At 47.3% G+C, this 25,333-nt stretch carries 25 protein-coding genes; 2 read left to right on the top strand and 23 right to left on the bottom strand.

What is annotated here, in order from left to right; all coding sequences use genetic code 11:
* Positions 1-18: 18 nt before the first annotated feature.
* The 9 genes from ACWJJX_RS01350 to ACWJJX_RS01310 all read right to left on the bottom strand — a co-directional run bounded on the left by ACWJJX_RS01350 (position 19) and on the right by ACWJJX_RS01310 (position 9,792).
* Positions 19-771, bottom strand: coding sequence for a YjbA family protein (locus ACWJJX_RS01350; protein WP_014304784.1), 753 nt, complete (start codon positions 769-771; stop codon positions 19-21).
* A 147-nt stretch (positions 772-918) separates the two neighbouring features.
* Positions 919-1,833, bottom strand: coding sequence for an oligopeptide ABC transporter permease (opp4C, locus tag ACWJJX_RS01345; protein ID WP_003155049.1), 915 nt, complete (start codon positions 1,831-1,833; stop codon positions 919-921).
* Positions 1,834-1,854: 21 nt separating this feature from the next.
* Complete coding sequence (locus ACWJJX_RS01340; RefSeq protein ID WP_071391997.1) at positions 1,855-2,805, bottom strand: ABC transporter permease; 951 nt, start codon at positions 2,803-2,805, stop codon at positions 1,855-1,857.
* A 66-nt stretch (positions 2,806-2,871) separates the two neighbouring features.
* Complete coding sequence (locus ACWJJX_RS01335) at positions 2,872-4,500, bottom strand: peptide-binding protein (RefSeq protein ID WP_003155052.1); 1,629 nt, start codon at positions 4,498-4,500, stop codon at positions 2,872-2,874.
* A 77-nt stretch (positions 4,501-4,577) separates the two neighbouring features.
* Complete coding sequence (locus ACWJJX_RS01330; RefSeq protein ID WP_172614589.1) at positions 4,578-5,567, bottom strand: ABC transporter ATP-binding protein; 990 nt, start codon at positions 5,565-5,567, stop codon at positions 4,578-4,580.
* On the bottom strand, positions 5,564-6,550 hold the full coding sequence (locus tag ACWJJX_RS01325) for an ABC transporter ATP-binding protein (RefSeq protein WP_029325950.1): 987 nt from the start codon (positions 6,548-6,550) through the stop codon (positions 5,564-5,566). Before ACWJJX_RS01325 ends, ACWJJX_RS01330 begins: the two co-directional genes overlap by 4 nt.
* A 173-nt stretch (positions 6,551-6,723) precedes the next feature.
* Entirely contained in the window at positions 6,724-7,509 is a 786-nt protein-coding gene (locus tag ACWJJX_RS01320; protein ID WP_012117278.1) for a DUF2268 domain-containing protein, read from the bottom strand.
* A gap of 83 nt (positions 7,510-7,592) precedes the next feature.
* The gene (gene fabF / locus ACWJJX_RS01315; RefSeq protein WP_003155056.1) at positions 7,593-8,831 is read right to left on the bottom strand and encodes a beta-ketoacyl-ACP synthase II; all 1,239 of its coding nucleotides are present in this window, start codon (positions 8,829-8,831) and stop codon (positions 7,593-7,595) included.
* 22 nt (positions 8,832-8,853) lie between these two features.
* The gene (locus ACWJJX_RS01310; RefSeq protein WP_007409122.1) at positions 8,854-9,792 is read right to left on the bottom strand and encodes a beta-ketoacyl-ACP synthase III; all 939 of its coding nucleotides are present in this window, start codon (positions 9,790-9,792) and stop codon (positions 8,854-8,856) included.
* Between the two features lie 167 nt (positions 9,793-9,959).
* Here ACWJJX_RS01310 and ACWJJX_RS01305 point away from each other — a divergent pair, with 167 nt between their 5' ends.
* The gene (locus tag ACWJJX_RS01305; protein ID WP_003155059.1) at positions 9,960-10,178 is read left to right on the top strand and encodes a hypothetical protein; all 219 of its coding nucleotides are present in this window, start codon (positions 9,960-9,962) and stop codon (positions 10,176-10,178) included.
* A 29-nt stretch (positions 10,179-10,207) separates the two neighbouring features.
* On the opposite strand, the gene ACWJJX_RS01300 is transcribed toward ACWJJX_RS01305, so the two are convergent.
* From ACWJJX_RS01300 to ACWJJX_RS01285, 4 genes are all read right to left on the bottom strand, one after another.
* Positions 10,208-10,399 (bottom strand): ComZ family protein, encoded by a 192-nt coding sequence (locus ACWJJX_RS01300; RefSeq protein ID WP_003155061.1) that lies wholly within the window; start codon positions 10,397-10,399, stop codon positions 10,208-10,210.
* A gap of 12 nt (positions 10,400-10,411) precedes the next feature.
* Entirely contained in the window at positions 10,412-11,365 is a 954-nt protein-coding gene (locus tag ACWJJX_RS01295) for a BMP family ABC transporter substrate-binding protein (RefSeq protein WP_070081621.1), read from the bottom strand.
* Between the two features lie 89 nt (positions 11,366-11,454).
* Positions 11,455-12,021, bottom strand: coding sequence for a hypothetical protein (locus ACWJJX_RS01290; protein ID WP_077722051.1), 567 nt, complete (start codon positions 12,019-12,021; stop codon positions 11,455-11,457).
* A gap of 82 nt (positions 12,022-12,103) precedes the next feature.
* On the bottom strand, positions 12,104-12,838 hold the full coding sequence (locus ACWJJX_RS01285) for a lipase family protein (protein WP_156735203.1): 735 nt from the start codon (positions 12,836-12,838) through the stop codon (positions 12,104-12,106).
* 260 nt (positions 12,839-13,098) lie between these two features.
* Between ACWJJX_RS01285 and ACWJJX_RS01280 the strand changes: the two genes are divergently transcribed.
* A complete protein-coding gene (locus ACWJJX_RS01280) occupies positions 13,099-13,284 on the top strand; it encodes a YjzD family protein (RefSeq protein ID WP_032874447.1) in 186 nt (61 codons plus the stop codon).
* A 36-nt stretch (positions 13,285-13,320) separates the two neighbouring features.
* Here the strand turns inward: ACWJJX_RS01280 and ACWJJX_RS01275 are convergent, their stop codons facing one another.
* The 10 genes from ACWJJX_RS01275 to ACWJJX_RS01230 form a co-directional block, all read right to left on the bottom strand.
* Positions 13,321-13,500 carry a YjzC family protein gene (locus ACWJJX_RS01275; protein WP_003155070.1) on the bottom strand — a complete coding sequence of 60 codons (180 nt, stop codon included), beginning with the start codon at positions 13,498-13,500 and terminating at the stop codon, positions 13,321-13,323.
* 75 nt (positions 13,501-13,575) lie between these two features.
* Positions 13,576-14,547, bottom strand: coding sequence for an ornithine carbamoyltransferase (argF, locus tag ACWJJX_RS01270; RefSeq protein WP_063174200.1), 972 nt, complete (start codon positions 14,545-14,547; stop codon positions 13,576-13,578).
* Positions 14,535-17,630 (bottom strand): carbamoyl phosphate synthase large subunit, encoded by a 3,096-nt coding sequence (locus tag ACWJJX_RS01265; RefSeq protein ID WP_454022671.1) that lies wholly within the window; start codon positions 17,628-17,630, stop codon positions 14,535-14,537. The genes argF and ACWJJX_RS01265 overlap by 13 nt, the downstream gene beginning before the upstream one ends.
* Positions 17,623-18,681 carry a carbamoyl phosphate synthase small subunit gene (locus ACWJJX_RS01260; RefSeq protein ID WP_070081617.1) on the bottom strand — a complete coding sequence of 353 codons (1,059 nt, stop codon included), beginning with the start codon at positions 18,679-18,681 and terminating at the stop codon, positions 17,623-17,625. The genes ACWJJX_RS01265 and ACWJJX_RS01260 overlap by 8 nt, the downstream gene beginning before the upstream one ends.
* Positions 18,682-18,749: 68 nt before the next feature.
* The gene (locus ACWJJX_RS01255; RefSeq protein WP_173612639.1) at positions 18,750-19,907 is read right to left on the bottom strand and encodes an acetylornithine transaminase; all 1,158 of its coding nucleotides are present in this window, start codon (positions 19,905-19,907) and stop codon (positions 18,750-18,752) included.
* Positions 19,904-20,680, bottom strand: coding sequence for an acetylglutamate kinase (argB, locus tag ACWJJX_RS01250; RefSeq protein ID WP_167860044.1), 777 nt, complete (start codon positions 20,678-20,680; stop codon positions 19,904-19,906). The genes ACWJJX_RS01255 and argB overlap by 4 nt, the downstream gene beginning before the upstream one ends.
* Positions 20,681-20,694: 14 nt before the next feature.
* Entirely contained in the window at positions 20,695-21,912 is a 1,218-nt protein-coding gene (gene argJ, locus ACWJJX_RS01245; RefSeq protein ID WP_232213419.1) for a bifunctional ornithine acetyltransferase/N-acetylglutamate synthase, read from the bottom strand.
* 22 nt (positions 21,913-21,934) lie between these two features.
* Positions 21,935-22,972: an N-acetyl-gamma-glutamyl-phosphate reductase gene (gene argC, locus ACWJJX_RS01240; RefSeq protein ID WP_454022670.1), complete on the bottom strand. Its 1,038-nt coding sequence runs from the start codon at positions 22,970-22,972 to the stop codon at positions 21,935-21,937.
* A gap of 166 nt (positions 22,973-23,138) precedes the next feature.
* Positions 23,139-23,681: an MFS transporter gene (locus tag ACWJJX_RS01235; protein WP_071392004.1), complete on the bottom strand. Its 543-nt coding sequence runs from the start codon at positions 23,679-23,681 to the stop codon at positions 23,139-23,141.
* Positions 23,678-25,114, bottom strand: a complete 1,437-nt coding sequence (locus tag ACWJJX_RS01230; RefSeq protein ID WP_454022669.1) for an FAD-binding oxidoreductase — start codon at positions 25,112-25,114, stop codon at positions 23,678-23,680. The genes ACWJJX_RS01235 and ACWJJX_RS01230 overlap by 4 nt, the downstream gene beginning before the upstream one ends.
* Positions 25,115-25,333: the final 219 nt, after the last annotated feature.

The following is a 25,333-nucleotide window of genomic DNA, read 5'->3' as shown; positions in this document are numbered from 1 at the left end:
GAATCCCCGCCTCTTTTTTTAGTTCACTTTTGATTCCTGTTCCATTTCCCAAAGCTTTTCGAAAAACGGCTGCCCTTTAATCAAATTTTCACAGAACGCAAGATGTTTATCCGACCAGCCTTCAATTGTTTCATTGTAAAGCATGTCCCAGATCTCTTCAAAACTCATCCGTTTGATCTGCTCATACATATGCGGATTCCATTCCGTGTACCAATACACAATTTCCGCACGGTTTTTCAGCCCTTTCAGCTGGTCGAGCGCCATAAACATCAGCTGCTTGATCTGCCGCTCTTTTCTCGTCAGACCTCTGACATGCTCCGGCGCCAATGACAAAATGTGATATTCCTTTGAAGACTCCAATTGCGACGGCTCAAATTGAAACGATTCCGGTTCTACATCCTTTACCATTTCATAAACAAGCTGCTCCTGTCTCGGAATCAGGCGGCTCTTTCTGACAGGAATGGTATACCCGATCGTATCCACGGCAATGATGCCGATCCCGTCTGTCACGACAAAACAGTACTCCAGCTTTGTCCGCTCGTGATTTTTTCGCACGTATGACTTCTGGTGGACTTGGTCAAGCAGCTCTTTCGGAAGCTCTGATAAGTCGTTTTCTATGTAATGAAATAATACCGACGGCACTCTGAGCAACGGCGTCTGATCCAAAAGCTCAACCGTGTCTTCCTTCCGCCATTCATGAAAATGGCATACATTGTAGCCGTTTTCTTCCCCTTCAAACCAATTGACCCATACATCATGAAGAAATAACATATTCGACCCCTCACTTTATAAAAACTGTTGTCCACAGTATAGGCAAGGGATAGATAAATTATTCCATTTCAATATGAGATTTCCGTATTACGGAGCTGGATTTCCGACTGCATTGCAACAAAAAAATCTCCCGTTCCGTCCGGGAGATCATTTCACATTTTTCGGATCAAGCGCATCACGCAGCCCGTCTCCGACAAAGTTAAAGCACAATACGGTAAGAAGGATCAACAAACCCGGGAATAACGGGTACCACCAAGCCTGAATCATAAGCGTAAAGTTCTGTGCATCCTGAAGCATATTGCCCCAGCTTGCGATCGGGGGCTGAATCCCGAAACCGAGATAACTTAATGTAGATTCCGCCAAAATAACCGTTCCCACCTTTAATGTGGCTGAGACGATAATCGGTCCGAGCGCATTCGGCAATATATGAGAAAAGATGATGTGATGATTTTTTGTACCGATCGTCTTTGCAGCTAATACAAACTCTCTGGAACGAAGCGATAAAAACTCCCCTCGGACAAGGCGTGCCGTTGTTGTCCAGCCTGTAAGGGAGAAAATTAAAATTAATTTATCCATTCCGGGCTGAAAAATCGTAACAAGTGTAATAAGCAAAAATATATCAGGTATGGATAATACGATATCAACGGTTCTCATGAGAACGGCATCGACAAACCCTTTAAAATATCCGGCAACGGCTCCGACAACTGTCCCGATTGTAATCGCGCCGATCACAGAAGCGAATCCGACAAGCAAGGAGACGCGTGCCCCATACAGAACCCTCGTAAAGATGTCTCTTCCGAATTTATCAGTTCCCATTAGATGTTTTAAGCTCGGCGGCTTCAAACGATTGATGAGAGATTGACTCTCCGGAGAGTAAGGAGCGATTACCGAAGCGAATAAAGCTGACAAGATAATGATGGTTAATATAACGGCTCCGATTACAGCTAGTTTATTTTGAAAGAACTTTTCGAAAAAAATCTTCGTCATTGTTTCCGGTTTGGATTGAATATTTTCCTTTAATTTCACTTCGCTGGGGGGTGTGCCGGTATTTGGCTGTAACATTTGACCTCTCACCTCTCTTTGTTAATATTCAATACGGGGATCAACCAGCGCATATAAGATGTCCGCAATTAAATTCCCCACTACAACCAAAACAGCTGAAATGACCGTCATGGCCATGATAACCGGATAATCCCGCGAAAAGGCCGAATCAATAAACAATTTGCCGAGACCCGGCCAAGTAAAAATCTGTTCTACCACTACCGCTCCCCCGATAAATGACGGTATCATCAAACCAAAAATAGTGATGACAGGAAGAAGTCCGTTTCTCAAACCGTGTTTAAAAATCACTTTATTATCTCGGAATCCTTTCGCACGCGCCGTTCGTATATAATCCTGTTTTAACACGTCAAGCATACTGGATCTTGTGTACCTCGTTATCCCTGCCATGTCTGCCGTGGCGAGCACAAAAGCAGGCAGAATCAAGTGATGCAATCGGTCAAATATGTTAAAGTCAGAATTCAAAGTGCTTACTCCGCCAGTGGGAAACCACCCCAGATTTACAGATAAAACCATGATTAAAATCAAACCGAACCAAAAATTCGGAATGGCAAGCCCTAAAAATGAAGTAACAGTTATCCCGTAATCCAATTTTGAATAAGGACGTTTCGCTGACAGAACACCAAATGGAATAGAAATAAGAAGAGCGACAAGGGTTGAGAAAAGCATAAGCACAATCGTATTCGGTAAGCGGGATAAGATAAGTTCAGAAACCGGAGTGCCTTTCTTGACGATAGAAGTCCCAAAATCCCCTTGCAGCATATTCCCCAGCCATTTCACATATTGAACAGGTTCCGGATCATTCAACCCGTATTTTTCAATGAATTTCGCCCTGTCCGCTTGACTGATTGTAGGGTCCATCATAAGTGACATCGGGTCTCCCGGCGCTGCTTTCATGATGGCAAACGACAAAATTGTAATGCCTAAGAGAATCGGCAAGGACATTAATGTTCGCCGTAAAATATATGTAACCATATTCTTGTCCCCTTTTTAAATAGGATAAGAGAGGAAAGGAACCTCCTTCCCTCTCCAGGGCTTTTGCTATTTTTGATCCAGCCACCATTTTTCAATATTGTACAAGTCATTTTTAGGGTGGAATACATAGCCTTGTAAATTATTCGGCATCGCTCTGTGGTAATTGTAATAGAATAAGAAGCTGTACGGCTGATCTTCAGCAATCAATTTGTATATCTCTTCATATTTCTTTTGGTATTCTTTTCTGTCTGTAATTGTCTTCGCTTCTTCAAGCAGCTTATCGACTTTCGGGTTTTTATACCAGATATTATTCAGCCCGTTTTTCGATTGGCTTGAATGGAAGATAGAGAATTGATCCGGGAACGTTGCAAGACTCCATCCGAGAAGAAGAGCGTCATAATCCCAATTAGGGGCACTTGTCTGTTCGATTAACGCACTGAATTCAACAATTCGCGGTTTAGCCTCGATTCCCACTTCTTTTAATTGCTGCTGAACGACAACAGCTAAATCTTCACGAATTTTATTGCCTTGATTCGTTTTAATTTCAAATGAGAATTTTTTTCCGTCTTTATCAAGGTAGCCGTCACCGTCATGGTCTTCCCATCCGGCTTCTTTTAGCAGCTGCTTTGCTTTTTTCGGATTATAATCAAATGTCGGCACTTTAGACTTCGGATAATTCCATGACAGCGGACTCTCAGGAACATCCGCTACCTTACCGTCTCCGTTCAGCACTTGATCCACCATTGCCTGCCTGTCAAGAGCGTAAGTCAATGCCTGACGCACTTTTTTGTCCTTAAAAAGCTCTTTTTTCTCATTCCAGCCGATATAGCTGTAGTTTAAGCCAAGATCAGATTTGACCTTCACGTTTCCAAACGTTTTAACCGTATCAAAATCTGTGCCCGGCACAACGAAGAAATCAATATCTCCCGCTTTTAACTGGGCCACGGCCGCGTTAGAATCAGGAATTGTTTTGACTGTCACTGTATCAAGGTAAGGTCTGCCGCCAAAGTAATCATCATTTGCTTCCAGTTTGACATACTCGCCTTTTTTCCACTCAACAAACTTAAACGGACCGGAGCCGATTGGATTTTTACGGTTAAATTCATTCTCTCCCAGATCTGCAACCGGCACCTTACCCAATATATGTTTTGGCAAAATGCCGTAACTGTCGAGAACGACATTATAGAAATAGGCATCTTTTTTCTTCATTTTAAACTGAATTTCATATTTTCCTTTTTTCGTTACGGATTTAAGGGACTCAAAACCCGAGCCACGCTCACCGTTGTAATCCTTGTTAAGAGGGATGCTGTAGGTGAAAACAACATCATCGGCCGTCAGCTCTTTCCCATCATGGAATTTAACGCCTTTTTTCAGTTTTACATCATACGTTAATCCCCCGTCAGCTTCTGTTACTTTTTCAGCCAGCGACGGCTTGACGTTTAATTTCTCATCCGTTTCCAATAATGTGCTGTAAATCATGCCTTCAATATCAGAACTTGCAACATCGGTAGAATAAAGTGGATTAAAAAGTGTGGGTTCCCCGGTTGACCCGACAACCAAATCTCCGCCTTTTTGCGGTTTTCCTGCCGGTTTGGATTCGGTGCTTGTGGATTTTGAGCCGGAGCAGGCTGACAGGAAGATGGCGAGCGCCATAAAAACACTTAGCATCATCAGTGCGCTTTTACGTAATTTCATATCAATTCCCCCTTTGTGATATATATGCAGCAAACTGGTTATGTAATCCGGCATACCCCCTCTCGATGCTTGTCATTTCAGGCATATAAATGGCAGGCGACATAATGGCCGGGAGCGGCTTCTTCAAATGCCGGGACTTGTTCTTTGCAGATCGGTTTGGCCATCGGGCACCGCGTGTGGAACACGCAGCCTTTCGGCGGGTTTGCCGGGCTTGGCAGTTCTCCTTTCAGGATGATTCGTTCCCGCTTGACGGCGTCTTTTTTTCTCGTGACGGGCACTGAAGACAAAAGCGCTTGCGTATAAGGGTGAAGCGGATTGCCGTACAGCTCGTGTTTATCGGTCAGCTCCATCATTTTTCCCAGATACATGACGCCGACTCTGTCGCTGATATGGCGGACAACACTCAAATCATGAGAAATAAACAAATAGGTCAGGTTGAATTCATCCTGCAGTTCTTCCATCAGATTGATGACCTGGGCCTGAATGGAGACATCGAGTGCGGAAACGGGTTCATCCGCAATAATCAGCTCGGGATTCAACGTCAGAGCCCGCGCAATCCCGATCCGCTGGCGCTGTCCTCCGGAAAATTCGTGCGGATAGCGGTTTGCAAAGCTCGGGTGAAGGCCGACTTTCGCCAGCAGCTCCTCCACTCGCTCGTTCCGCTCGCTCATGCTGTACATATGGTGAGTCTGGAACGGCTCTTTAATAATGGAACGCAGCGTTTTCCTTGGGTTAAGGGATGCGAAGGGATCTTGGAAGACCATCTGGATGTTTTTGCGGACGCTTTTTCTCAGCTTTTCTTCAGATAAGCCGGAGATATCCTGACCCTTAAAAAGAATCCGGCCGTCTGTCGGCTTGTATAAACGGATCATCGTCCTTCCCGCCGTTGATTTGCCGCATCCTGATTCACCGACGATGCCGAGCGTCTCCCCGCGCTTCAGTGAAAAAGAAACGCCGTCAACAGCCTTTATATCACCGACTTTCCTTTGAAAAAAACCGGAGCGGATCGGGAAATATTTTTTCACGTCTTTCAGCTCTAAAATCGTTTCTTGGCCTGCAGCTGTCATTTTGATTGGGCACCCTCTTCCTCATATAAAAAACATCTTACAGAACGGCCGCTTTCATGCGTTATCAGCTCCGGCTGCCCTGTTTTGCATTTGTCCATCGCTTTTGAACACCTCGGGGCGAATCGGCAGCCCTCCGGAAGATTATCCGGTGTCGGGACACTGCCTTTGATCGCTTTTAATGTATCAATCTCTCCATCTATCACCGGTATGGAGTTTAACAGCCCTTCGGTATACGGATGAAGAGGGTTTAAAAATAAGTCCTCCACACTCGCACTCTCTACGACTTGTCCGCAATACATAACGATCACCCTGTCGGCGGCTTCGGAAACCACACCTAAATCGTGAGTGATCAGCAGAATGGAAGTATCGAATTTTTTGCAGAGGTCTTTCATCAGCTCCAATACTTGGGCTTGTATCGTCACATCAAGCGCCGTCGTCGGCTCATCAGCGATCAGAAGTTTCGGATTGCAGCTGAGCGCAATGGCGATCATCACCCTCTGTCTCATCCCTCCGGAAAGACGGTGCGGATATTCTTTCATTACTTGTTCCGCTCTGGAGAATCCGACGAGTTCCAGAAGCTCAACGGCTTTTTTAGCCGCTTCTCTTTTATTCATTTTTTTATGGTATTCGAGCACTTCGGTAATTTGTTCGCCGATGGTCAGCACCGGATTCAGGGAAGTCATGGGCTCCTGAAAGATCATAGAGACGTCATTTCCGCGGATTTTGCAATATTCGTTTTCGGTGAAGGAGGCCAGGTCCCTGCCTTCCAGCTTAATCGAGCCGTCCATAATTTTTCCGCCCGAGCCTTGGACAAGTCCCATAATAGAAAGCGAGGTGATGCTTTTGCCCGAGCCGGATTCTCCTACAAGAGCGACGGTTTCGCCTTTGTTAATGTGAAAATCAACCCCGTCGACTGCGGGGATCGGCTGTTTCTTTCTGAAAAAATAGGTCTTTAAATTATTCACTTCTAAGAGTGTGCTCATGATACGCCCCTTTCTCATTCCGCTGAAGCAGAGGGAAACATACGTTTCGCTATCACAAAATATAGAATAGTCGAAAAATTTTATAGTTGTATATTATTACATCATTATTACAAAAGCAAGAATTTTTTAGGATAAATGTAATATCCTTAAATAATTTCCATTCTTTTAATCTATTAAAGCGTTGCTTCCAGAAAGGTTTTTGAAGGGATGGCCAATGCTTCTTTTACTGTTTTTTGATGATCGGTTAAATATTTTTTTACTATATTGAATCCGACAGCATAGCCGAGCATTGAGGGGAAGTATCCTTTTCCGTATAACAGCTGGGAAAACATTCTGCTGTCTCTCGTTAAGCGGAGGTTCGGCTTGACTCTTTTTTCAAACAGAAAATCAAGCTGCTCAGGCGTATAGTAGGACGTCCATTCCGCCGTAAGACTTGAGCCGAACCGCTCATATACAGCATATTCTGCCAGCCCCTCCATCATGATTGTATCAAGAAATGTCTCATCTTTTTCGTCCTTTGTCACATGTTCTAACCGGCAGACGTGATTATATTCATGTGTCATAAGGGCGGATACAGCTGAATTGGAACTATCCGACGATAGAAAGAGGAACATTTTGTCCCGAAAGGCCAGACCGGATTTTGATCCGAATTCCTGACGGATTTTCCGGTTTCGTTCATCGACGGGCAAAACTACGATCGGCACGTCCGGCCCGTTCCACTTCTCCTTTAAATAGGCTTCCTCCTTTTGTATATGGCTGTAGCATCCTTTTTCTTTCAGCCGTTTACTGGTCCTAACGCCGTCCTTCAGATGGCGGAACATGCCGTGGTTTTGCAGCATCCCGAGTATCGGCTTCCACTCTTTCTTATCGGCCCCTGAAAAAAGCGGCAAAAGATGCGGGGCCAGGTCATTTACGGATGCCGCCTTTTCCATCCATTGATATGTCTGCTTGACGCTCATACCGGTTCGCCTCCTCTTGTTGTTATCATATGCACGCACAAAAAAACCGGCCACCTTTTTCAGGCAGCCGGTCAAAAACTGTATTATTGATATTTTTTAAAGATCAAAGTGGCATTATGTCCGCCGAAGCCGAGCGAGTTGCTGAGAACGATGTTGACATCCTGCTCGCGCGCTTTGTCCGGTACATAATCTAAATCACACTCTTCATCAGGTGTTTCAATGTTAATCGTCGGCGGGATAATGCCGTCTTTAATTGCCATGACGGAGAAGATTGCTTCAATTCCTCCGGCAGCGCCTAACAAATGACCCGTCATTGATTTTGTCGAACTGACGGCAAGCTTGTACGCATGATCACCGAAAACGGTCTTAATGGCTTTTGTCTCGTATTTATCATTGTAGTACGTGCTTGTGCCGTGAGCGTTGATGTAATCAATTTCTTCAGGCTTGATGCCCGCATCTTTGATTGCTTCCTGCATCGCTCTCGCACCGCCTTCCCCGTCTTGGGCAGGCGCGGTAATGTGGTAGGCGTCACCCGTTGAGCCGTAGCCGACAATTTCCCCGTAAATTTTCGCACCGCGGGCAAGGGCATGCTCAAGCTCTTCAAGCACGACGATCCCCGCGCCTTCTCCCATGACAAAGCCGTCACGGTTTTTATCAAACGGGCGGCTTGCCGTCTTCGGATCAGGATTTGTAGAAAGGGCTTTGTTTGCGCTGAAGCCCGCAAATGACATTCTTGTCAGCGGCGCTTCCGTTCCGCCCGTAATCATCGCATCGGCATCGCCGCGCTGAATGACTTTAAACGCGTCACCGATAGAGTTCGTTCCCGTCGCACATGCCGTCACCGTACAGGAGTTGACTCCTTTTGCTCCGAGAGCGATTGAGATTTGGCCTGTCGCCATATCCGGAATCATCATCGGAACAAAGAACGGGCTGACCCTTCTCGGCCCTTTTGTCAGGAAGATTTCGAATTGGGATTCAAGCGTTTCAAGACCGCCGATTCCGGATCCGACCCAAACGCCGACTCTCGGCGCGATCTCGTCTGTGATGTTCAGACCGGCATCTTGAACGGCCATTTTCGCGGCTACGACTGCATATTGCGTGAAGCGGTCCATTTTTCGCGCTTCTTTTTTATCCATGTGATTTTCAATATTGAAATCTTTCAGTTCAGCAGCTACTTTCGCCGGATACTCGTCCGATTCAACACGTGTGATCGGTCCGATTCCGGATACGCCGCCGATTGCATTTTTCCAGCTTGTTTCGGCGTCGTTTCCAAGCGGAGACAAGGCTCCAAGCCCTGTAACGACTACTCTTTTTTTACTCATCTTGTGTGCACCTCACCTTTTTTTATCGTCCCCAGCGTATTGCTATGGCGCCCCATGTCAATCCTCCGCCGAAACCGACCATGACGATGACATCGCCGTCTTTAATTTTGCCTGCTTCCAGTTCCTCTACTAATGAAATCGGAATGGATGCTGCGGATGTGTTTCCATATTTATGGACTGTTTTAGACATCTTTTCAACCGGAAGCTCCAAACGTTCCCGTGCCGCTTCCATGATGCGGATGTTTGCCTGATGCGGAATCAAAAAGTCTACGTCCTCTTTGGAGAGGCCGGCTTTTTCAATAACATTTACACTCGATTCACCCATTTGCCGGACGGCGAATTTGAATACTTCTCTTCCATGCATGATTGTATGCCCTTTTTCATCTAAGTACAAGTGCTGACCGCCTGTACCGTCTGCTCCGAGCTCAAATGACAGTATGCCTCTGTCGTCGCTGACCGGTCCGATGACCGCCGCTCCGGCTCCGTCTCCGAACAGCACAGCCGTATTACGGTCGTCCCAGTCGGTAATGCTTGAGAGCTTTTCCACGCCGACCACGAGGACATGTTTGTATGTTTGCGATTCAATGAATTGTTTGGCGGTTACGATACCGTACATAAAACCCGCACATGCGGCGCTGATATCCATCGCGCACGCTTTTTTTGCCCCGAGCTTCTCTTGTATCATACAGGAAACGGTCGGGAAAGACTGGTCAGGAGTAACCGTCGCCACGAGGATCATATCAAGCTCCTCTGCGGAAATGCCGGCCTGATCAAGCGCTTTTTGAGCAGCCTCGGCGGCCATGCCGGATGAATACATATCTTCCGCGGCAATTCTTCTTTCTTCTATACCTGTTCTCGTACGAATCCACTCGTCCGATGTATCTACCATTTGTTCAAGATCATGATTTGTCAGCACTTTTTCCGGGATGTAACGGCCGACGCCAAGAATTCCAGCTTTCATTGGAAAAGACTCCTTTTTTATAATGAATTTAAAACTAATTAGTTATGATCAATTATTAGTATCAGGTACTAATTCTACCCTATTTTTTTTCTGTTGGCAATATATTCGTCTAAACTATCGGACGCTGCTCCTCATAGAATAAAAGGAAGACGAAAGGAGGCTTCACTATGGATATTTTCTCCAAAATGATGTTCGGCGATTCCAGAGACCGGGATAAAGAGCCGGAAGAAAACCCGGAGCAGCCTCAGGCTGAAAACGAAGAAGAGATCGATTACAACCACGTGTTGAATCAGCTGGGGTCCATCATGAACTCCCTGGATCAATTAAAGCCCGTATTTAAAGACTTTGCGCCGATGGTGTCCGCCATAAAGAAAAAAATCATGTGAAAAGCCACTTCATGAAAAAGTGGCTCTCTTTATTTATTCAGCTCCCCGGCATCAGATCTGCCAAGCTCATACGCTTCCGCCATGACCGATGTAAACAGGTCCATAAACGGCTGAATCATTTCCATAGACAGATCTATGCCGGATTTCTCAAGCTCCGCCTTTGCTTCCGGCAGGTATTTCATCGCGATCTGCATAAATTCAAGAGACTTTTCATGCTGCATGTGTATCCACCTCTATTCATTTGACGGCAGTTCATTTGTTTGGTTATACGTTTTTACAAGGTCTGAGATTTTGTCTTGAAACGCTTTGTCCACCAGCGGGCTGAACGTCCCCATTTCAACGACTCCTTCCCTGAAATCAAAGTCGTGATCTCCGCTCTTGAGCGTACCTTTATTATATTGCTCGGCAATTAATGTATAGGCTTTATCTACGTTTTGCACCGTGCTTGTCAGCACCGTGTTTTTGCCGAGATTCGATTGCTCGGCGACATAGCCGATGGCGTAAAGCCCGTCTTTTTTGATTTGCTGAATGACAGGAACATTATACCCGTCTCCGGCCGGATATACAACATCCGTGCCTTCCGCTTTTAACTTCTCGTAAAGATGCAGCGCTTCATTGCCGTTATCCCAGTGGTCCGTAAATTCAGTATTGACGGTGATATCAGGCTTTTCATATTTCGCCCCTTTGATAAAGCCGTCTACTTCAGGCTGCCACAGAAAGGAGGCGATGACACCTACCTCATTGGTTTTTGACATATGGGCGGCCGTCATTCCCCCGAAAAAGCCCATTGCTTCTCCCATAAGGTGAACGCTTGTGACATTATCGCTTTTCGCCGTTCCGTTTGCGACGACGAATTCCATGTCGGGATAATCCTTGCTGATCATATTGAAGATTTCCTCGTATTCATTTCCGTGCCCGTATAAAAGATTGACTCCTTTTTTATGAAAATCATCTATCGCTTTTAAAATATCTTCATCGGATCTGATATTTTCTTTATAATAAACGTCAACGTTAAATTCAGATTGTATCGCTAATAAACCTTTGTAACCTTTTGTGCCCCATACCAAGTCACTGATGGTATCGGGAAAAAGCATTCCGACCTTCTCAATTTTTCCTTTAAACGGAGTTTGTGCGCATCCGCTCAATAAAAGGAGAACAGAAAAGATCATGACAAGCCTGGTGATCAAGCCATGTTCAACCCCTTTTCAAACTCATAACATATATAATTGATATACGTTTATTGTAGCGGTAATGCACATAACATGGAAGGTATTTCTTAAAAAATGTCGAATATTGATGAAAATTGTCTTTTCCATTCTTTAATTTTTTCTTCCGCTTCTGTTTTTTGCGTTTTTTCTTTTATTTCCAGGGTAATAATCTGATTTTCGTCTTCTGTGCCGTCAGCCTCCAGCTTATTCATCAGCCCGCAGACCGCGTCTTCTAAAAAGATCCTGCTTTCGCCATCTTCTTTTTCTTCCGTCCACGGACCGTAAAGGGGAGGAAGGATAATCGCTTTTGCCGTATCCCGCTGACCGTTTTTTTCCCAGTCTCCTTGATCCTCACTGTAAACAATCCAATATAAAGGCTCAGCCCTTTCTTCGGGCAGACACCCGCTCCCGTATTGAACGCAGATACGATCGTATTCCTTTTCACTGATTTCACCTATTATTTGAAAAAGCCCGTTCCTCGCGAGCCACATTAAACGTTCTTCTAAATACAGCTGCCTCGTTTTGTCCTCCGGTTCTGCCAAAATGACATCAACGTGCACACCCTCATCCATCAACCGTTCGCACAATGAAAGGCCGAGAAATTCATCTGCTCCAATGATCAGCGCTGTTTTCATCACATCTGCCGCCTTTCCGGTTTTTCATTCACACACAAGCCAAACAGCCCTCTGAAAAGAGATGGCTGTTGTATTCTATTCATTACAGGTCTTTTTCATGACTGCGGAAAAACCGGCAGATGGCTCTGTAAATACGTGCAGGGTTCTCAAGCAGGTGATACGTGATATCAGTCTTGCTTCCGGTCTTTTCCCGGGCTTCTTTATACGCGTTCGCATGCAGGGTGTACGGGTACGGCGCTCCGGTCGTTCTTTGCCATATATGTACCGGCACGCGGGTGCGGCAGCCGGTAATGGTCTGATAGCTCAGTGAGCTTGCCTCTTTTTCAGAAACACCGAAGCTTTGTGCCGTTTCCCTCAGAAACTGCTTATAAAAAAACTTATTTTCTTTCTCTGATTCAAAATGGGCTTGAAGATCAAGACAAGGATCTAACATTGCGGCTGAACGGATATGCTCCGGTGAAGACTGCAGCAATTGATCGGCGATGAGGGCGCCCATGCCTTCTGCGAGCAAATGTATTTTCGGATTGAGGGTTTCTTGTTTCAGCACATAATGAATCAGCTGTCTGGCGTAAAGGGCGGCTTTTTCCGAACCCCAATGCCGTCCGTATAAATTGCTGTTGAAAATGGTGTACCCTCTGTCAAGCAGCGTATTTAACAGCCGGTTTCTCCCTTCATGTTCGAGCCAAAAGCTCGAGTCCCGGCTGACAAAGTGGGTTCTGTCCCCCAGAATAAAGATACAGAAGCCGTTCGGCCGATACGGCAGATGGATGACGTTCAGCTCAGATCCGAATTGGAAAAATCTTTCCGTTATCCCCATGCCTGCCCGCCTCCTTTTACTCCTAATCTCTCTATTGGCTATCATATGTAAGAAGAATGAAAACGGATCGGTTAAACTCCTATTTGCTGCTATGTTTTGGCTATTATCCCAAGCACGGGAACCGAATTTTCCGTCAGACGGCCGGACAGGCGGGCACATGTCAGTTTCAGGCGCGCTTTTTGATGAGAAAATGACCTTCCGCCCGCGCTTTATGTATGGTATGATACAACGTAGAATAAAATGAAGGACGAGGTGGAAACGTGCGGTTAGTTATCGGTTTTATTTGGACGTTCCTTTTAACACATATGGCCTGTTATTTGATCGCCTCCATGAACAGCGCGGCGTACAATTTCAAGCAATCATCCGTTATTGCCGTGGTTATTGCGGTGCTAGTCTTTGTTCTTGCGGAGATCATGCCTGTCAAACAGGATGCAAACCAGCATTAAATAAAAAAACCTGCTATTCAGCAGGTTTTTTTGTGTTCACGGTTTTCGCTGGTACGTCCACAATCTGTTGTGGTTTGAAGTTTCAGGGAACATTTCTCCCACCGTAAGCTTGATTTTTTGCGGGTTTTTGACCATGCTTCCCGTTTCGCCGATTTCAACGTACACACCGTTATTCGGCGCTTTTTGCCCCGGTCGGAATTGATGCTGCTGTCCCACGTCATTTCCTCCTTTTTCTTTTTTATGTAGTATGCGCTTGTATGCGGAGAAATATCAAAAACCGCTGAATGAGATTCAGCGGTTTTTTTGTTCATCCTGTTTGTAAAGAAGAGCTTTCAGGAGCGCTTTTTGCGCGTGAAGCCGGTTTTCCGCCTGCTGGAATACCGCCGAGTTCGGACCGTCGATAATTTCGGACGTGACCTCTTCTTCCCGATGCGCCGGCAGGCAATGCAAAAATGTATAGTCGGGTTTGGCGAGACTGACGAGTGAGGCGTTGACTTGATACGGTGCAAACACATTCAGCCGCTGCTGCGTCTCTTCCTCCTGCCCCATGCTCGTGAAGACGTCGGAGTAAATCACGTCTGCATCCCGTACCGCTTCCTGCGGATTTTCGGTAAGGGTGATTTTCGCTCCGGAAACAGCCGCTGCTTCTCTCGCGGCATTCACCGCCTCTTCCTCTGCTTCATAGCCTTTCGGCGAAGCAACCGCAATGTCACAGCCCATTTTTGCGCAGCCGATCATAAGTGAATGCGCGACATTATTTCCGTCACCGATATAGGCGACTTTTACTCCTTTTAATTTTCCTTTTATTTCTTGTATCGTTAACAGATCCGCGAGTGCCTGACACGGGTGATACCGGTCGGTCAGCCCGTTTATGACAGGAATGTCTGCATGCTCGGCAAGCTCTTCGACTTTTTCATGCTCAAAGGTGCGGATCATAATGGCATCAACGAAGCCGGACAGCACCTTCGCCGTATCCGCGACCGTCTCCCCCCGCCCAAGCTGCAGGTCACTGCTTGAAAGAAATAGTCCCGTTCCTCCGAGCTGGGCCATTCCCGCTTCAAAAGACACACGTGTGCGGGTTGAAGATTTTTCAAAAATCATCGCCAATGTTTTCCCTTGGAAAATCGGCTGTATCGGATGTTGTTTTAATAATGAAGCTTCTGTCAGAAGCGCATTGATGTCTGACGGGCTGACATCTTTTAATGAAAGAAAATCTTTGCCGTACAAATGGGTTAATGTGTGTTCCGCTTTTATTGTGTGCATGATGCCACTTCCTTTTGATAAAGATCTTTGAGCGATACAGGCTGAGGTTTGCCGGAGCCGCTTGCTAAAAATGCCTTTACGGTTTCCGATTCAGTAAAGACCGTCACACCGTGCGTCATGGCTTCGATCCGTTGTTTACGCGCTTCTTCAGAGTGATTGAAATTAATATGGACCGCTTTATCCTTTCGCTCTGCCCATGCCGGGAACGCATCTTTGCATACGGTAAAACCCGCCTCTTGAGCCTGACGTTCCAATTCCGCATCACAGCCTTCCAGATAGATGCTGCCTTTTTTCTCCCAGACGTGCGCGTAGATTTTTTTCAGAGCGCTTTCTGCGTCAAACGCGACACACATGCCTTCTCCGGTCGACTTCATTTCCGGCCCGGGCTTTACGTCCACATCCTGAATGGCGTGAGAAGAAAAAACCGGGAATTTCACTGCAGTTCCGTGCTGATTTTGAACCTCGGGCTTGATGTCTTTAAGGGAAGCGCCCGCCAGCAATCTGGCGGCAAGCGGGATCATCGGCACCCCCATCACCTTAGACACGACAGGAACCGTGCGGCTTGCCCGGGGATTCACTTCAAGAACGAGAATATCCCCTTTGTCATCAATGACAAACTGAATGTTCATAATGCCTTTAAAAGCCAGTTTTACCGCGATTTTTTCGGCGGCCTCTTTTATATTCCGCTGCATATCAGGTGTGACAGACGGACCCGGAAGAATCGCAAAACTGTCGCCCGAATGGACGCCGGCCCGTTCAATGTGCTCTGTGTAAGTCGGCACGAATACTTCATGTCCGTCGGAAATCAGATCGATCTCCAATTCTTTTCCTGTAATGTACTGATCAATCAAAATCGGGTACGGCATGCCCGCTTCTTTTTCCAGCAGCTCTGACATTTGCGCTTCTGAATGAACGACGATCATGCCCATCCCCCCGATGACATAAGACGGACGGATCAGCACGGGGTAGCCGATCCGGCTTGCTTTTTCCGTTGCTTCTTCTTTTGAATAAGCGGTTTCGCCTTTGGCATGTTTAAGATCAAGATCATCAAGCAGCTGATAAAACAGATCCCGATCCTCCAGCGCATCAAGGGTTTCAAAGGATGTTCCGAGCAGCGGAATGCCCGCTTTTTCCAGCGGTTCAGCGGCATTGATCGCGGTCTGTCCCCCAAACTGGACGATGGCAAAATCAATGTTTTCATGTTCCGCCACGTTTAAAATATGTTCTGTCGTCAGCGGTTCAAAATAAAGCCGGTCGGCGATTTCATAATCCGTGCTTACTGTTTCCGGATTGTTATTGATCATAATCGTTTCATATCCCAGCTTTTGCAGGGTCAGGACGCCGTGGACGGCGCTGTAATCAAATTCCACTCCCTGACCGATGCGGATCGGGCCTGAGCCGATGATGAGTGCGCGTTTTTTCTCTTTTCGGCTGACATCTCCGTCGCTTTCCCCAAGGTAGGTGGAGTAGAAATAATTCGTCTTGGCATCAAATTCAGCGGCGCATGTATCTACGATTTTAAACGACGGGACGATGCCTGATTTCTTTCTGAGAGCACGGATGTCTTCTTCCGTTTTTCCCGTGAGAGATGCGATCATGACATCCGTGAAGCCTTTTACCTTCGCCTGCTTTAAAAGCGGGACAGACAGATGATCCCCTTCTTCCATCAGCTTGTTTTCCAATGTGATGATATTTCGGAATACATGGAGAAAAAACGGGTCAATTTTCGTTTTGGCATGGATATCTTCTATCGTTTCACCGCGGCTTAACAGTTCCATGACGACGAAAAATCTCCGGTCATCCGGCGTTACCGCTAATTCCCACAGCTGATTGATCGTACAGCCGCCGAGTTCAGGCAGGCGGGTGCCGATCGTTTTCAGCTCAAGGGAGGCCGCCGCTTTTTGAATGGCCGCTTCCATATTTCTTTCGATCGCCATGACCTCTCCCGTCGCTTTCATCTTCGTTCCGAGCGTGCGGTCGGCATGTTTAAATTTATCAAACGGCCAGCGCGGGAATTTGACGATGACATAATCAAGCGCCGGTTCAAAGCTTGCATAAGTAGAGCCCGTCAGCGGATTTTTCAGTTCGTCGAGCGTATAGCCGACGGCAAGTTTCGCCGCCATTTTGGCAATCGGGTAGCCGGTTGCTTTTGACGCGAGGGCCGATGAACGGCTGACACGCGGGTTCACTTCAATGACATAGTACTGTTTGCTGAACGGATCCAGCGCAAATTGAATGTTGCAGCCGCCGACCACATCCAGCGCCGAAATAATCGCCAGGCTTGCTGAACGCAGCATCTGATATTCTTCATCCGTTAACGTCTGGGACGGTGCGACGACGATAGAGTCTCCTGTATGCACGCCGACGGGATCGATGTTTTCCATATTGCAGACGGTGATGCATGTATGATTGCTGTCGCGCATGACCTCATATTCGATTTCTTTAAATCCGGCGATGCTTTTCTCGACGAGGCATTGGCTGATCGGGCTTGCTAACAGCGCCTGTTTAATAAGCGTCTGAAACGCTTCTTTCGTTTTCGCGATTCCGCCTCCCTTTCCGCCTAACGTGTACGCCGGTCTCAGAATAACCGGAAATCCGATAGACTCAGCGAAGCGGAGGGCGTCTTCTTCGTTATCGACGATTTCGCTTTCCGGAACGGGCTGGTCGAGCTCTTTCATCAGAGCGCGGAACTGCTCCCGGTCTTCGCCTTTTTGAATGGTTTCCACCGATGTTCCTAAGAGCTTGACGTGATGCTTCTTCAGCACGCCTGCTTCTTCAAGCTTAACGGCTAAATTCAATGCCGTCTGGCCGCCCAAATTGGCAAGCAGACCGTCGGGTTTTTCTTTTTCAATAATGGCCTCGATGCTGTCGGTTGTGAGCGGTTCAAAATATATTTCATCGGCAAACGCCTCATCCGTCATAATCGTTGCCGGGTTGTTATTGACTAGAATAACGCGGTATCCTTCTTCTTTCAGAGCCATGCAGCCCTGCGTTCCTGAATAATCAAATTCTGCCGCCTGGCCGATGATGATGGGGCCGGAGCCGATGACTAATATGCTGGAAATGGTTGTATCTTTAGGCATGAGCGATTTCTCTCCTTGCTGGTATCACTTTCTCTAGAAATTCATCAAATATCCACTCGCTCTCAGCCGGTCCGGGGTGAGCTTCAGGGTGGAACTGGACGCTTAATACGGGAAGGCGCTTATGAATGAGCCCTTCCACTGATGTGTCATTGACATGATGAAATCTGATGGACAGCTCGTTTTCGTCAATTGACGCTTCATCGACGACATAGCTGTGGTTCTGGCTTGTCATAAACACCCGTTTCGTTTTCCGGTCAATGACCGGATGGTTGGCACCCCTGTGGCCGAACGGCAGCTTATACGTATTTCCTCCGAAAGCCAGGGCAATCAGCTGATGCCCGAGGCAAATGCCGAGTGCAGGGAAATCACTGAGTAAAGATGTAATCCGGTTCATGTACGGCGCAATCGCTTTCGGGTCGCCCGGGCCGTTTGAGAGCACGATTCCGTCAGGCTGAATGTCATAAACGGCGTCCATCTGCTGATACGGAATGACCGTTACTTTACAGCCGCGCTTTACAAGTGACGAGGCGATTGATTTTTTATAACCGAAATCAATCAGCGCAATATGCCGGTCTCCGTTCCCCATTGAAGTGATGTCTTCAGACTGCGCCAGCTCCGCCGGGTTTTGTGTTCCGGATGCTGCGGGAATTTCTCCTGTTGTTGACACGGCAGCGTTCATCGTGCCGCCGGAGCGGATGGTTTTGACGACGGCCCGTGTATCCACTTCGGTTAAGAGCGGGATGTTCCATTTATTTAAATACTCTCTCAAGCTTGAGACTGCTTCATGGTGAGAAAAATGTTCACACGCTTCATAGACGGCAACAGCCTTGACTTGAGGAATTTTACTTTCAAGGTCTTTTTCATTAATTCCGTAGTTTCCGATCAGCGGATACGTAAAGACGATAATCTGCCCCTTATATGACGGGTCTGTAAGCACTTCCTGATAGCCCGTCATTCCGGTGAAAAAAACAGCTTCGCCAACACAGCGGGCCTCTTTTTCAAGTTCACCGCCGAATGATGTTCCGTCTTCCAATACTAAATAGCCTTTCATCTAAAGCCCACCTCTTGATGAATAATTAATTAAAAATATGAATTTTTATACCTTTATATCGAAAAAAATTACCGTTTCACTGCCGAATGCGCTTCGATCGCTGCTTTCAGCATACTGACGGCCGACAGCATTTCTTCTTCAGAAACCGTAAGCGGCGGGAGCAGCCTGATGACATTCGGTCCGGCCGGAAGCACGAGAAGCCCGCGTTCCTGCAGATCTCCGATGATGCCGGACACGGGACCTGCGCATTCAATGCCGATTAATAACCCTTTTCCGCGGATTTCTTTTACAAAAGGCCCTGTCAGTTCACGGTTCAGCTGCGCTTTTAAAAAAGAGCCTTTGTCTGCCGCCGCCTGGAGAAAGTCCGGCTGAAACACAATGTCCAAAGTTGCTTTCACAGCTGCCATGGCGAGCTTATTGCCGCCGAAAGTCGTACCATGCGTACCCGGCGTAAAGGCGTCGCCAAGCTTCTTTTTGCCGATCACGGCTCCGACGGGAAAACCGTTTCCAAGCCCTTTCGCAGCAGTGATAATGTCCGGGGAAATGCCGAAATGCTCATAGCCGAATGCCTTGCCCGTCCGGCCGATTCCGGTTTGAATCTCGTCTGCGATCAGCAGCGCCTGTTTGTCTTTGCAAAATGTCTGTAAGGCTTCGATGAATTCCCGATAGGCAGGATTGACTCCCCCTTCTCCCTGCACCGTCTCAAGCATGACGGCGGCGATATCATCCTCTTTTGAAAGCGTGCTGAATGCCGACGGATCATTGAACGGAAGATAGTGAAAGCCTTGAAGCATCGGTCCGAAACCGGTCTTGATTTTGTCTTGTCCGGTGGCGGCCATCCCCGCATAGGTCCGTCCGTGAAAGGATTGATGGAATGTTACGATTTTTGTTTTTCCCGTTGCTTTACGGGCAAGCTTAATGGCGCCTTCATTCGCTTCGGCTCCGCTGTTGCAGAAGAAAACGAGATCCCCCTCGCTATGTCCGGCAAGCTTTGCCGCGGCTTTTTCCTGAAGATCATTTTCAAACAGATTGGAAACGTGCCATACGCTGTCAAGCTGTTCTTTCACCGCTTCTGTCACCGCATCATGACAATGGCCGAGATTGGAAACGGCGATGCCCTGAATAAAATCGAGATACGTTTTTCCGTTTTCATCCTCTGCGATTGTCCCTTTCGCTTTTTTAATATCGATAGGCCAGCGGCTGTAGGTTTGAAATAGGCTGCTCATGACACGCTCTCCTTTTCTTTGACGATTTTTGTTCCTCGGAAGGCTTGATTGGTGAAAAACGCTCCTTTTCCGTTTACGATCATCACTTCCGCGACATCTTCACTCAGTGCCGATAATGCCGAGTTTACCTTCGGAATCATCCCCCCTGAAATTACGCCGTCATCGATAAGGGCCTGAATTTCTTGCGGCGTCAAAGTATCCAGCCTGCTCTCTCCGTCCATAATTCCTTCGACATCCGTGACAAATAAAAGTTTATCGGCGTGTAAGGCTGAAGCGACGGCCGATGCCGCGGCGTCTGCATTGACGTTCAGCGTTTCGAAATCACTTGTCATGGAAAGCGGAGCGATAACGGGAATGATGCCTTCTTTCATTAATGCGTGAATGATTGACGGATCGGTTTTTTGTATTTCGCCGACTTCTCCGTATTTGTCTTGATTAAGGTAAGATGCTTGAAGGAGACCGCCGTCCTTTCCTGATATTCCCGCGGCTTTCAGCCCGTTTTTCGCGAGTTCGGTTACGAAAAATTTATTGATCGTCCCTGACAAGACCATTTCCGCTGTTTCCAGCACCGGTTTGGTCGTTTTCCGCTGTCCATCGACAAATTCCGTTTCAATCTGCAATGTTTTCAGCATTCTTGAAATGTCCGGGCCGCCTCCATGCACGACGGCAAGGTTCCAGCCCGATTGCATAAGCTCTTTTACATTTTGAAAAAAATCGGCGGATAACTCGCGGATTACACTGCCGCCGCACTTAAAAACGATGGTTTTCTTCATGCCGCTCCCCTTTGCTATGTGCGATAGCTCGCATTGATTTTGATATAATCATAGGTTAAGTCACAGCCCCATGCCCGGCCGCTGCCGGAGCCTTCCTGCAGGCGGACTGCAATCGTAATTTCATCACCTGATAAGTACTCCTTGGCATCAGTTTCCGAAAACGGCTGAGGTTCGTTGTGTTTAAACAGACACTGACCGCCGAGGAAAACTTCCACTTGTTCGGCCGTTACACTTGCCGCACTGTGCCCGATGGCGCCGATGATACGCCCCCAGTTGGCGTCAGTGCCGTAAACGGCGGTCTTCACAAGGCTTGAGCCGACGATTTTTTTGGCGATAATATTCGCCTCAAGGTTATTTTTCGCGCCTTCGACTCTGGCTTCAATTAATTTCGTCGCTCCTTCACCGTCTCTGGCAATATCTTTGGCAAGGTCTTCGCATACAAGCTTTAACCCCTTTTTAAATGCCGGCCAGTCAGGGTGCTGCTCCGTCAGGCAATCATTCCCCGCGCAGCCGTTCGCCATCACAAGCACCATGTCATTCGTCGATGTTTCTCCGTCAACGGTGATTTGGTTAAATGAAACATCCGTAATCTCTCTGAGCGCGTTTTTGAGCGCCTGTTCTTCCACGGCCGCGTCCGTTGTGACAAAGCCGAGCATTGTCGCCATGTTGGGGTGGATCATGCCGGAGCCTTTCGCCGCTCCGCCGATCGTGATGATGTCTCCGCCGATCACCAGTTCATAACACGTCTGTTTCGTCACTGTATCCGTCGTCAAAATGGCTTCTTCAAATGCTCCGGACACTGACGGCGCTTGACCGAGCTGTTCAATGCCCGCCTGAATTTTTTTCATGTCTAAAAGCTCGCCGATCACCCCGGTTGACGAAACCGCAACAAGCTCCGGCTCAATGCCGAGCTGGCTCGCGAAGCCGTCCCGCATTTCATAGGCGTCCTTTAATCCTTGGTCTCCCGTACAGGCGTTGGCAATCGCGCTGTTGACAATAACCGCCTGAAGCACGGCCTCTTTTTTTAAGCTCTCTTGCGTCACTTTCAAGGGCGCTGCCTGAAAATGGCTCTGCGTATATACCGCCGCACTGACTGCAGGCGCTTCGCTGATAATCGCTCCGAGATCTTTTTTTGAATAGCGCAGGCCGCAGTGCACGCCCTTTGCCTCAAACCCTTTCGGCGAGGATACGCCGCCTTTTATTTTCGTGATTTCCTCACTCAGCTGAATCATATTTTCGAATCCCTCTTTCGTTCTATGGATAGACTGGCGTCATCGTAAGTCCCGTTTCTTCCTGCCAGCCATTCATGATATTTAAATTTTGAACCGCCTGCCCTGCGGCGCCTTTCATCAGATTATCTATGACAGAAACGATGGTGGCACGGTTTGTTCTCTCATCCACGGTGACACTGATATCACAAAAATTGCTGCCGTATACCTCTTTCGTCGCCGGAAATTCACCTTCCGGCCTGATTCTGACAAAATATGAATCTTTGTAGAATTCGGAATACAATTCTCTTACCTGTGCAGCAGACATACCAGGGGGAGCCTCCGTATATATCGTCGCCATAATGCCCCTTGTCATCGGCGCCAAATGTGCGGAAAACGTGATCGGACCTGTGCCGGGCTGCCAAGCCGCTAATTGCTGTTCAATTTCCGGAGTATGCTGATGCTCATTAACCTTATAAATTTTAAAATTATCATTCAGCTCAGAATAATGAGTGCCCATGGATGCTTTTCGGCCGGCACCGGATACGCCTGTTTTCGCATCAACAATCAGAAATGAATCTTGTAAAAGCTTATTCTTCGCCAGCGGGGCGAGCCCGAGCAGCACAGCCGTCGGAAAACATCCCGGATTGGCAATCAGCTTAGCAGTCTGAATCTCTTCTTTTTGCAGTTCGGCTAAACCGTAAACCGCGCTTTGAATCGTTCCTTTCGACGCGGCCTTCCGCTTATACCACTTTTCATACACGGCCGGGTTTTGAATCCGCAGATCGCCGGATAGATCAATGACCGGGATGCCCGCCTCCGCCAGCTTGGGCGACCACTCTCCGGAAACGCCGGGCGGCGCGGCTATAAACATGACATCAATTTCGTTTCGAATCGTTTCTATATGAAGCGGCTGAAGTGATTGTGACGCTATATTCCTCAAATGCGGATATGAAGCGACATATTCTTTCCCTTCGTCGCTCGATGAATATAATATACAATCTTCTGTATAAGGGTGATGGTTAAGAATCCTGACAAGTTCGGCGCCTCCATAACCAGTCGCGCCTATAATACCTATTTTCAACGGGTTCACCTTCTTGGTTTTTGTGAAATTATTTAACATTATAACATGAATAAAAATTAATTCAATTGTATATTTAATATTTTTTCATTCATTTTCCATCGGTTTTCGCTGACAAAAAACCCCCTGTCGATCGAGGGGGGTTCATAAGAAAAACAGGCTGATCGGATCAGCCTGTTTTTTTCAGCATCATCAGCCCGCTTATAAAAAACAGCACGGAGCTGGCGTAAAAAATAATATAAACCGTAAAGAAATCAGCGAGAAACCCGCCGAGAATAATGGCGGCAGCTGAAAATACGGCTGTCCAGAAATGATAGCTGCCGACTTTTTTCCCCCGCTCCCCGCCGTCAGTGTAATCGGCGATCATGATTTTCTCGCCGTGTTTTTGCATGGCGCCGAACAGGCCCAAAAGTACCTGCACAACATAAACCTGGTGTACGCCGGTAATGTGCGGGAGCGTCAGAAGAAGCACCGACATCCCCCACGAATTCGCCATCAGGAACCAGCGGGGATCCAGTCTTGCCGACAGCCGGCCGAGCAGCGGATGAATCAATGCGCCGCTCAGGCCGAACAAGCCGTATGATAGACCGAATTGCGTGTAGCTGGAACCGATGTTTTTAATAAATAAAATATAAAACGGAAAGATCAGGCTGCCGGCAAAAAAGACACTGCTCTGAGACAGGATCAGCCATTTTAAATGGTTGTGTTTCATGATTTGTACCTCTGATAAAAATAATTCATAAACAAGTCATCGGGATCATATTTGTGTTTTTTCCGAAAGAACGTATCGCTTTTCGGATATGCCTCGCGCATCTGCTCTTTCGTTTGATACAGCATATACGGCAGATAATAACTGCCGCGGTGGCGCAATGCCGTATCCGTCATTTTTCTGACAATCCGCGCTGTACTCGCCTGGCTGTCTTTTGAAAACCCTTCATTGATTAAAAGAACGAGTGAAAACATGTCTTCCTTTGCGTATGACAGATCGGCTTTTTCATTTTTTTGCACGTAGCGGATCGTAATATTTACGAGATTGAGCTCTTCATGTGACAGCGTCTTGCGTAAATCATGAATGTACGGCGCAAATTCGCCGACGGGCACGAAGTATTCTTGAAGCACGTCGGTGTTGTCCGTGTTTTCATATTCCAAAAACTTCGATTCTGACCGCATGACATTGTTCCTGGAGACTTTCACGCCGTTTTGGCTGAGAAAATAAGACTGCTGGGTGGACCAGAACCAATTTCTTCCCCAGTCATACCGGCGGGAGAGGCCGAGCGCGAATTTCGTCAGCGCCGGATGCTCATCTTCTTTCAGTTCATTGTGCCGCTTTAATTCTTTCTGGTTGTCTGAGAGTGTGTAATCAGTCACATACATATCGTGTAAAAAGCCTTTATCCCCTGTTGCGATCCGCGCGAGATGCATGCGCACGGCGGGGTTGCGCTGAACATGCTGCGTAAAATATTGACTGTATGTATCAGCGTTCATGCGTTTCGTTTTCATTTCATAAAGCTCATCATCCGTCAGCTCAATATCCGCGTCAAGGATGACGCCGAACAGGCCGTAGCCGCCGATGACGGCTGAAAACAGGTCATCTTTCGGAGTAACGGTGATGACTTTGCCGTCCGCCTTTAAAAGATGAAACGATTTGACCGTATCAATCAGCGAACCGTACCGGATATCCCGGCCGTGGGCGTTGGCGCTCAGTGAGCCCCCGATCGTAAAAATGTTTTGCGATTGCATGACTTTTACCGCGAGCCCATACGGATTGACATAGCGCTGAATATCATTCCACGTCGCTCCCGCCTGCACTCTGATGATTTTTTTCTTTCGGTCGAGACCGAGTATTTTGTTGTAGCCCGTCATGTCGAGAACGATACCATCTTCATAATACGTCTGGCCGCCCATTGAGTGCTGGGCGCCTGCGATTGAGATCTTCAAATGCTTTCTCTTTGCTTCCTTAATCGTTTCGACCAATGTTTCTTTCTCTTTTCCTTTGACCGTCTGCTTAATTTTCACGGGCATGAGACGGCTGACATCCGTCATTGTCCCTGCCTGCCGCTCCGGCTCTTTGTGAAAGGCGGAAACAGCGAACAGCGCCGTATAAACAAGAATGCTAAGGATAATGAGAAGTAATTTTTTCTTCATGGGTTCCTCCCTCGCATGCAGCCGGTCTATTATATCATGCCTCCGTCCGTTTTTTTCCTTTTTAATCCGATACCGCAAAAAACCCCGAATGGCGGGAAACTTGGTTTTTTTAGTGACTTGCCCTTCTTTCCGCACGCCGGTCTGCAGCGACAAAGCAGACAAAACGGCGCCCGGCAGAATCATGTTTAGTACAGTTCAAAACGGTCATCCGGAAAACAC

Source organism: Bacillus sp. YH3-2-B2 (assembly GCF_053663335.1).
This window is presented reverse-complemented; position numbering and strand designations above follow the sequence as displayed.

Bases quoted from the DNA above. Each gene is read 5' to 3' on its own strand.
- ACWJJX_RS01350 (WP_014304784.1), bottom strand. From the start codon at position 771: ATGTTATTTCTTCATGATGTATGGGTCAATTGGTTTGAAGGGGAAGAA.
- opp4C (WP_003155049.1), bottom strand. From the start codon at position 1,833: ATGTTACAGCCAAATACCGGCACACCCCCCAGCGAAGTGAAATTAAAG.
- ACWJJX_RS01340 (WP_071391997.1), bottom strand. From the start codon at position 2,805: ATGGTTACATATATTTTACGGCGAACATTAATGTCCTTGCCGATTCTC.
- ACWJJX_RS01335 (WP_003155052.1), bottom strand. From the start codon at position 4,500: ATGAAATTACGTAAAAGCGCACTGATGATGCTAAGTGTTTTTATGGCG.
- ACWJJX_RS01330 (WP_172614589.1), bottom strand. From the start codon at position 5,567: ATGACAGCTGCAGGCCAAGAAACGATTTTAGAGCTGAAAGACGTGAAA.
- ACWJJX_RS01325 (WP_029325950.1), bottom strand. From the start codon at position 6,550: ATGAGCACACTCTTAGAAGTGAATAATTTAAAGACCTATTTTTTCAGA.
- ACWJJX_RS01320 (WP_012117278.1), bottom strand. From the start codon at position 7,509: ATGAGCGTCAAGCAGACATATCAATGGATGGAAAAGGCGGCATCCGTA.
- fabF (WP_003155056.1), bottom strand. From the start codon at position 8,831: ATGAGTAAAAAAAGAGTAGTCGTTACAGGGCTTGGAGCCTTGTCTCCG.
- ACWJJX_RS01310 (WP_007409122.1), bottom strand. From the start codon at position 9,792: ATGAAAGCTGGAATTCTTGGCGTCGGCCGTTACATCCCGGAAAAAGTG.
- ACWJJX_RS01305 (WP_003155059.1), top strand. From the start codon at position 9,960: ATGGATATTTTCTCCAAAATGATGTTCGGCGATTCCAGAGACCGGGAT.
- ACWJJX_RS01300 (WP_003155061.1), bottom strand. From the start codon at position 10,399: ATGCAGCATGAAAAGTCTCTTGAATTTATGCAGATCGCGATGAAATAC.
- ACWJJX_RS01290 (WP_077722051.1), bottom strand. From the start codon at position 12,021: ATGAAAACAGCGCTGATCATTGGAGCAGATGAATTTCTCGGCCTTTCA.
- ACWJJX_RS01285 (WP_156735203.1), bottom strand. From the start codon at position 12,838: ATGGGGATAACGGAAAGATTTTTCCAATTCGGATCTGAGCTGAACGTC.
- argF (WP_063174200.1), bottom strand. From the start codon at position 14,547: ATGCACACAATAAAAGCGGAACACACATTAACCCATTTGTACGGCAAA.
- ACWJJX_RS01265 (WP_454022671.1), bottom strand. From the start codon at position 17,630: ATGCCTAAAGATACAACCATTTCCAGCATATTAGTCATCGGCTCCGGC.
- ACWJJX_RS01260 (WP_070081617.1), bottom strand. From the start codon at position 18,681: ATGAAAGGCTATTTAGTATTGGAAGACGGAACATCATTCGGCGGTGAA.
- ACWJJX_RS01255 (WP_173612639.1), bottom strand. From the start codon at position 19,907: ATGAGCAGCCTATTTCAAACCTACAGCCGCTGGCCTATCGATATTAAA.
- argB (WP_167860044.1), bottom strand. From the start codon at position 20,680: ATGAAGAAAACCATCGTTTTTAAGTGCGGCGGCAGTGTAATCCGCGAG.
- argJ (WP_232213419.1), bottom strand. From the start codon at position 21,912: ATGATTCAGCTGAGTGAGGAAATCACGAAAATAAAAGGCGGCGTATCC.
- ACWJJX_RS01235 (WP_071392004.1), bottom strand. From the start codon at position 23,681: ATGAAACACAACCATTTAAAATGGCTGATCCTGTCTCAGAGCAGTGTC.
- ACWJJX_RS01230 (WP_454022669.1), bottom strand. From the start codon at position 25,114: ATGAAGAAAAAATTACTTCTCATTATCCTTAGCATTCTTGTTTATACG.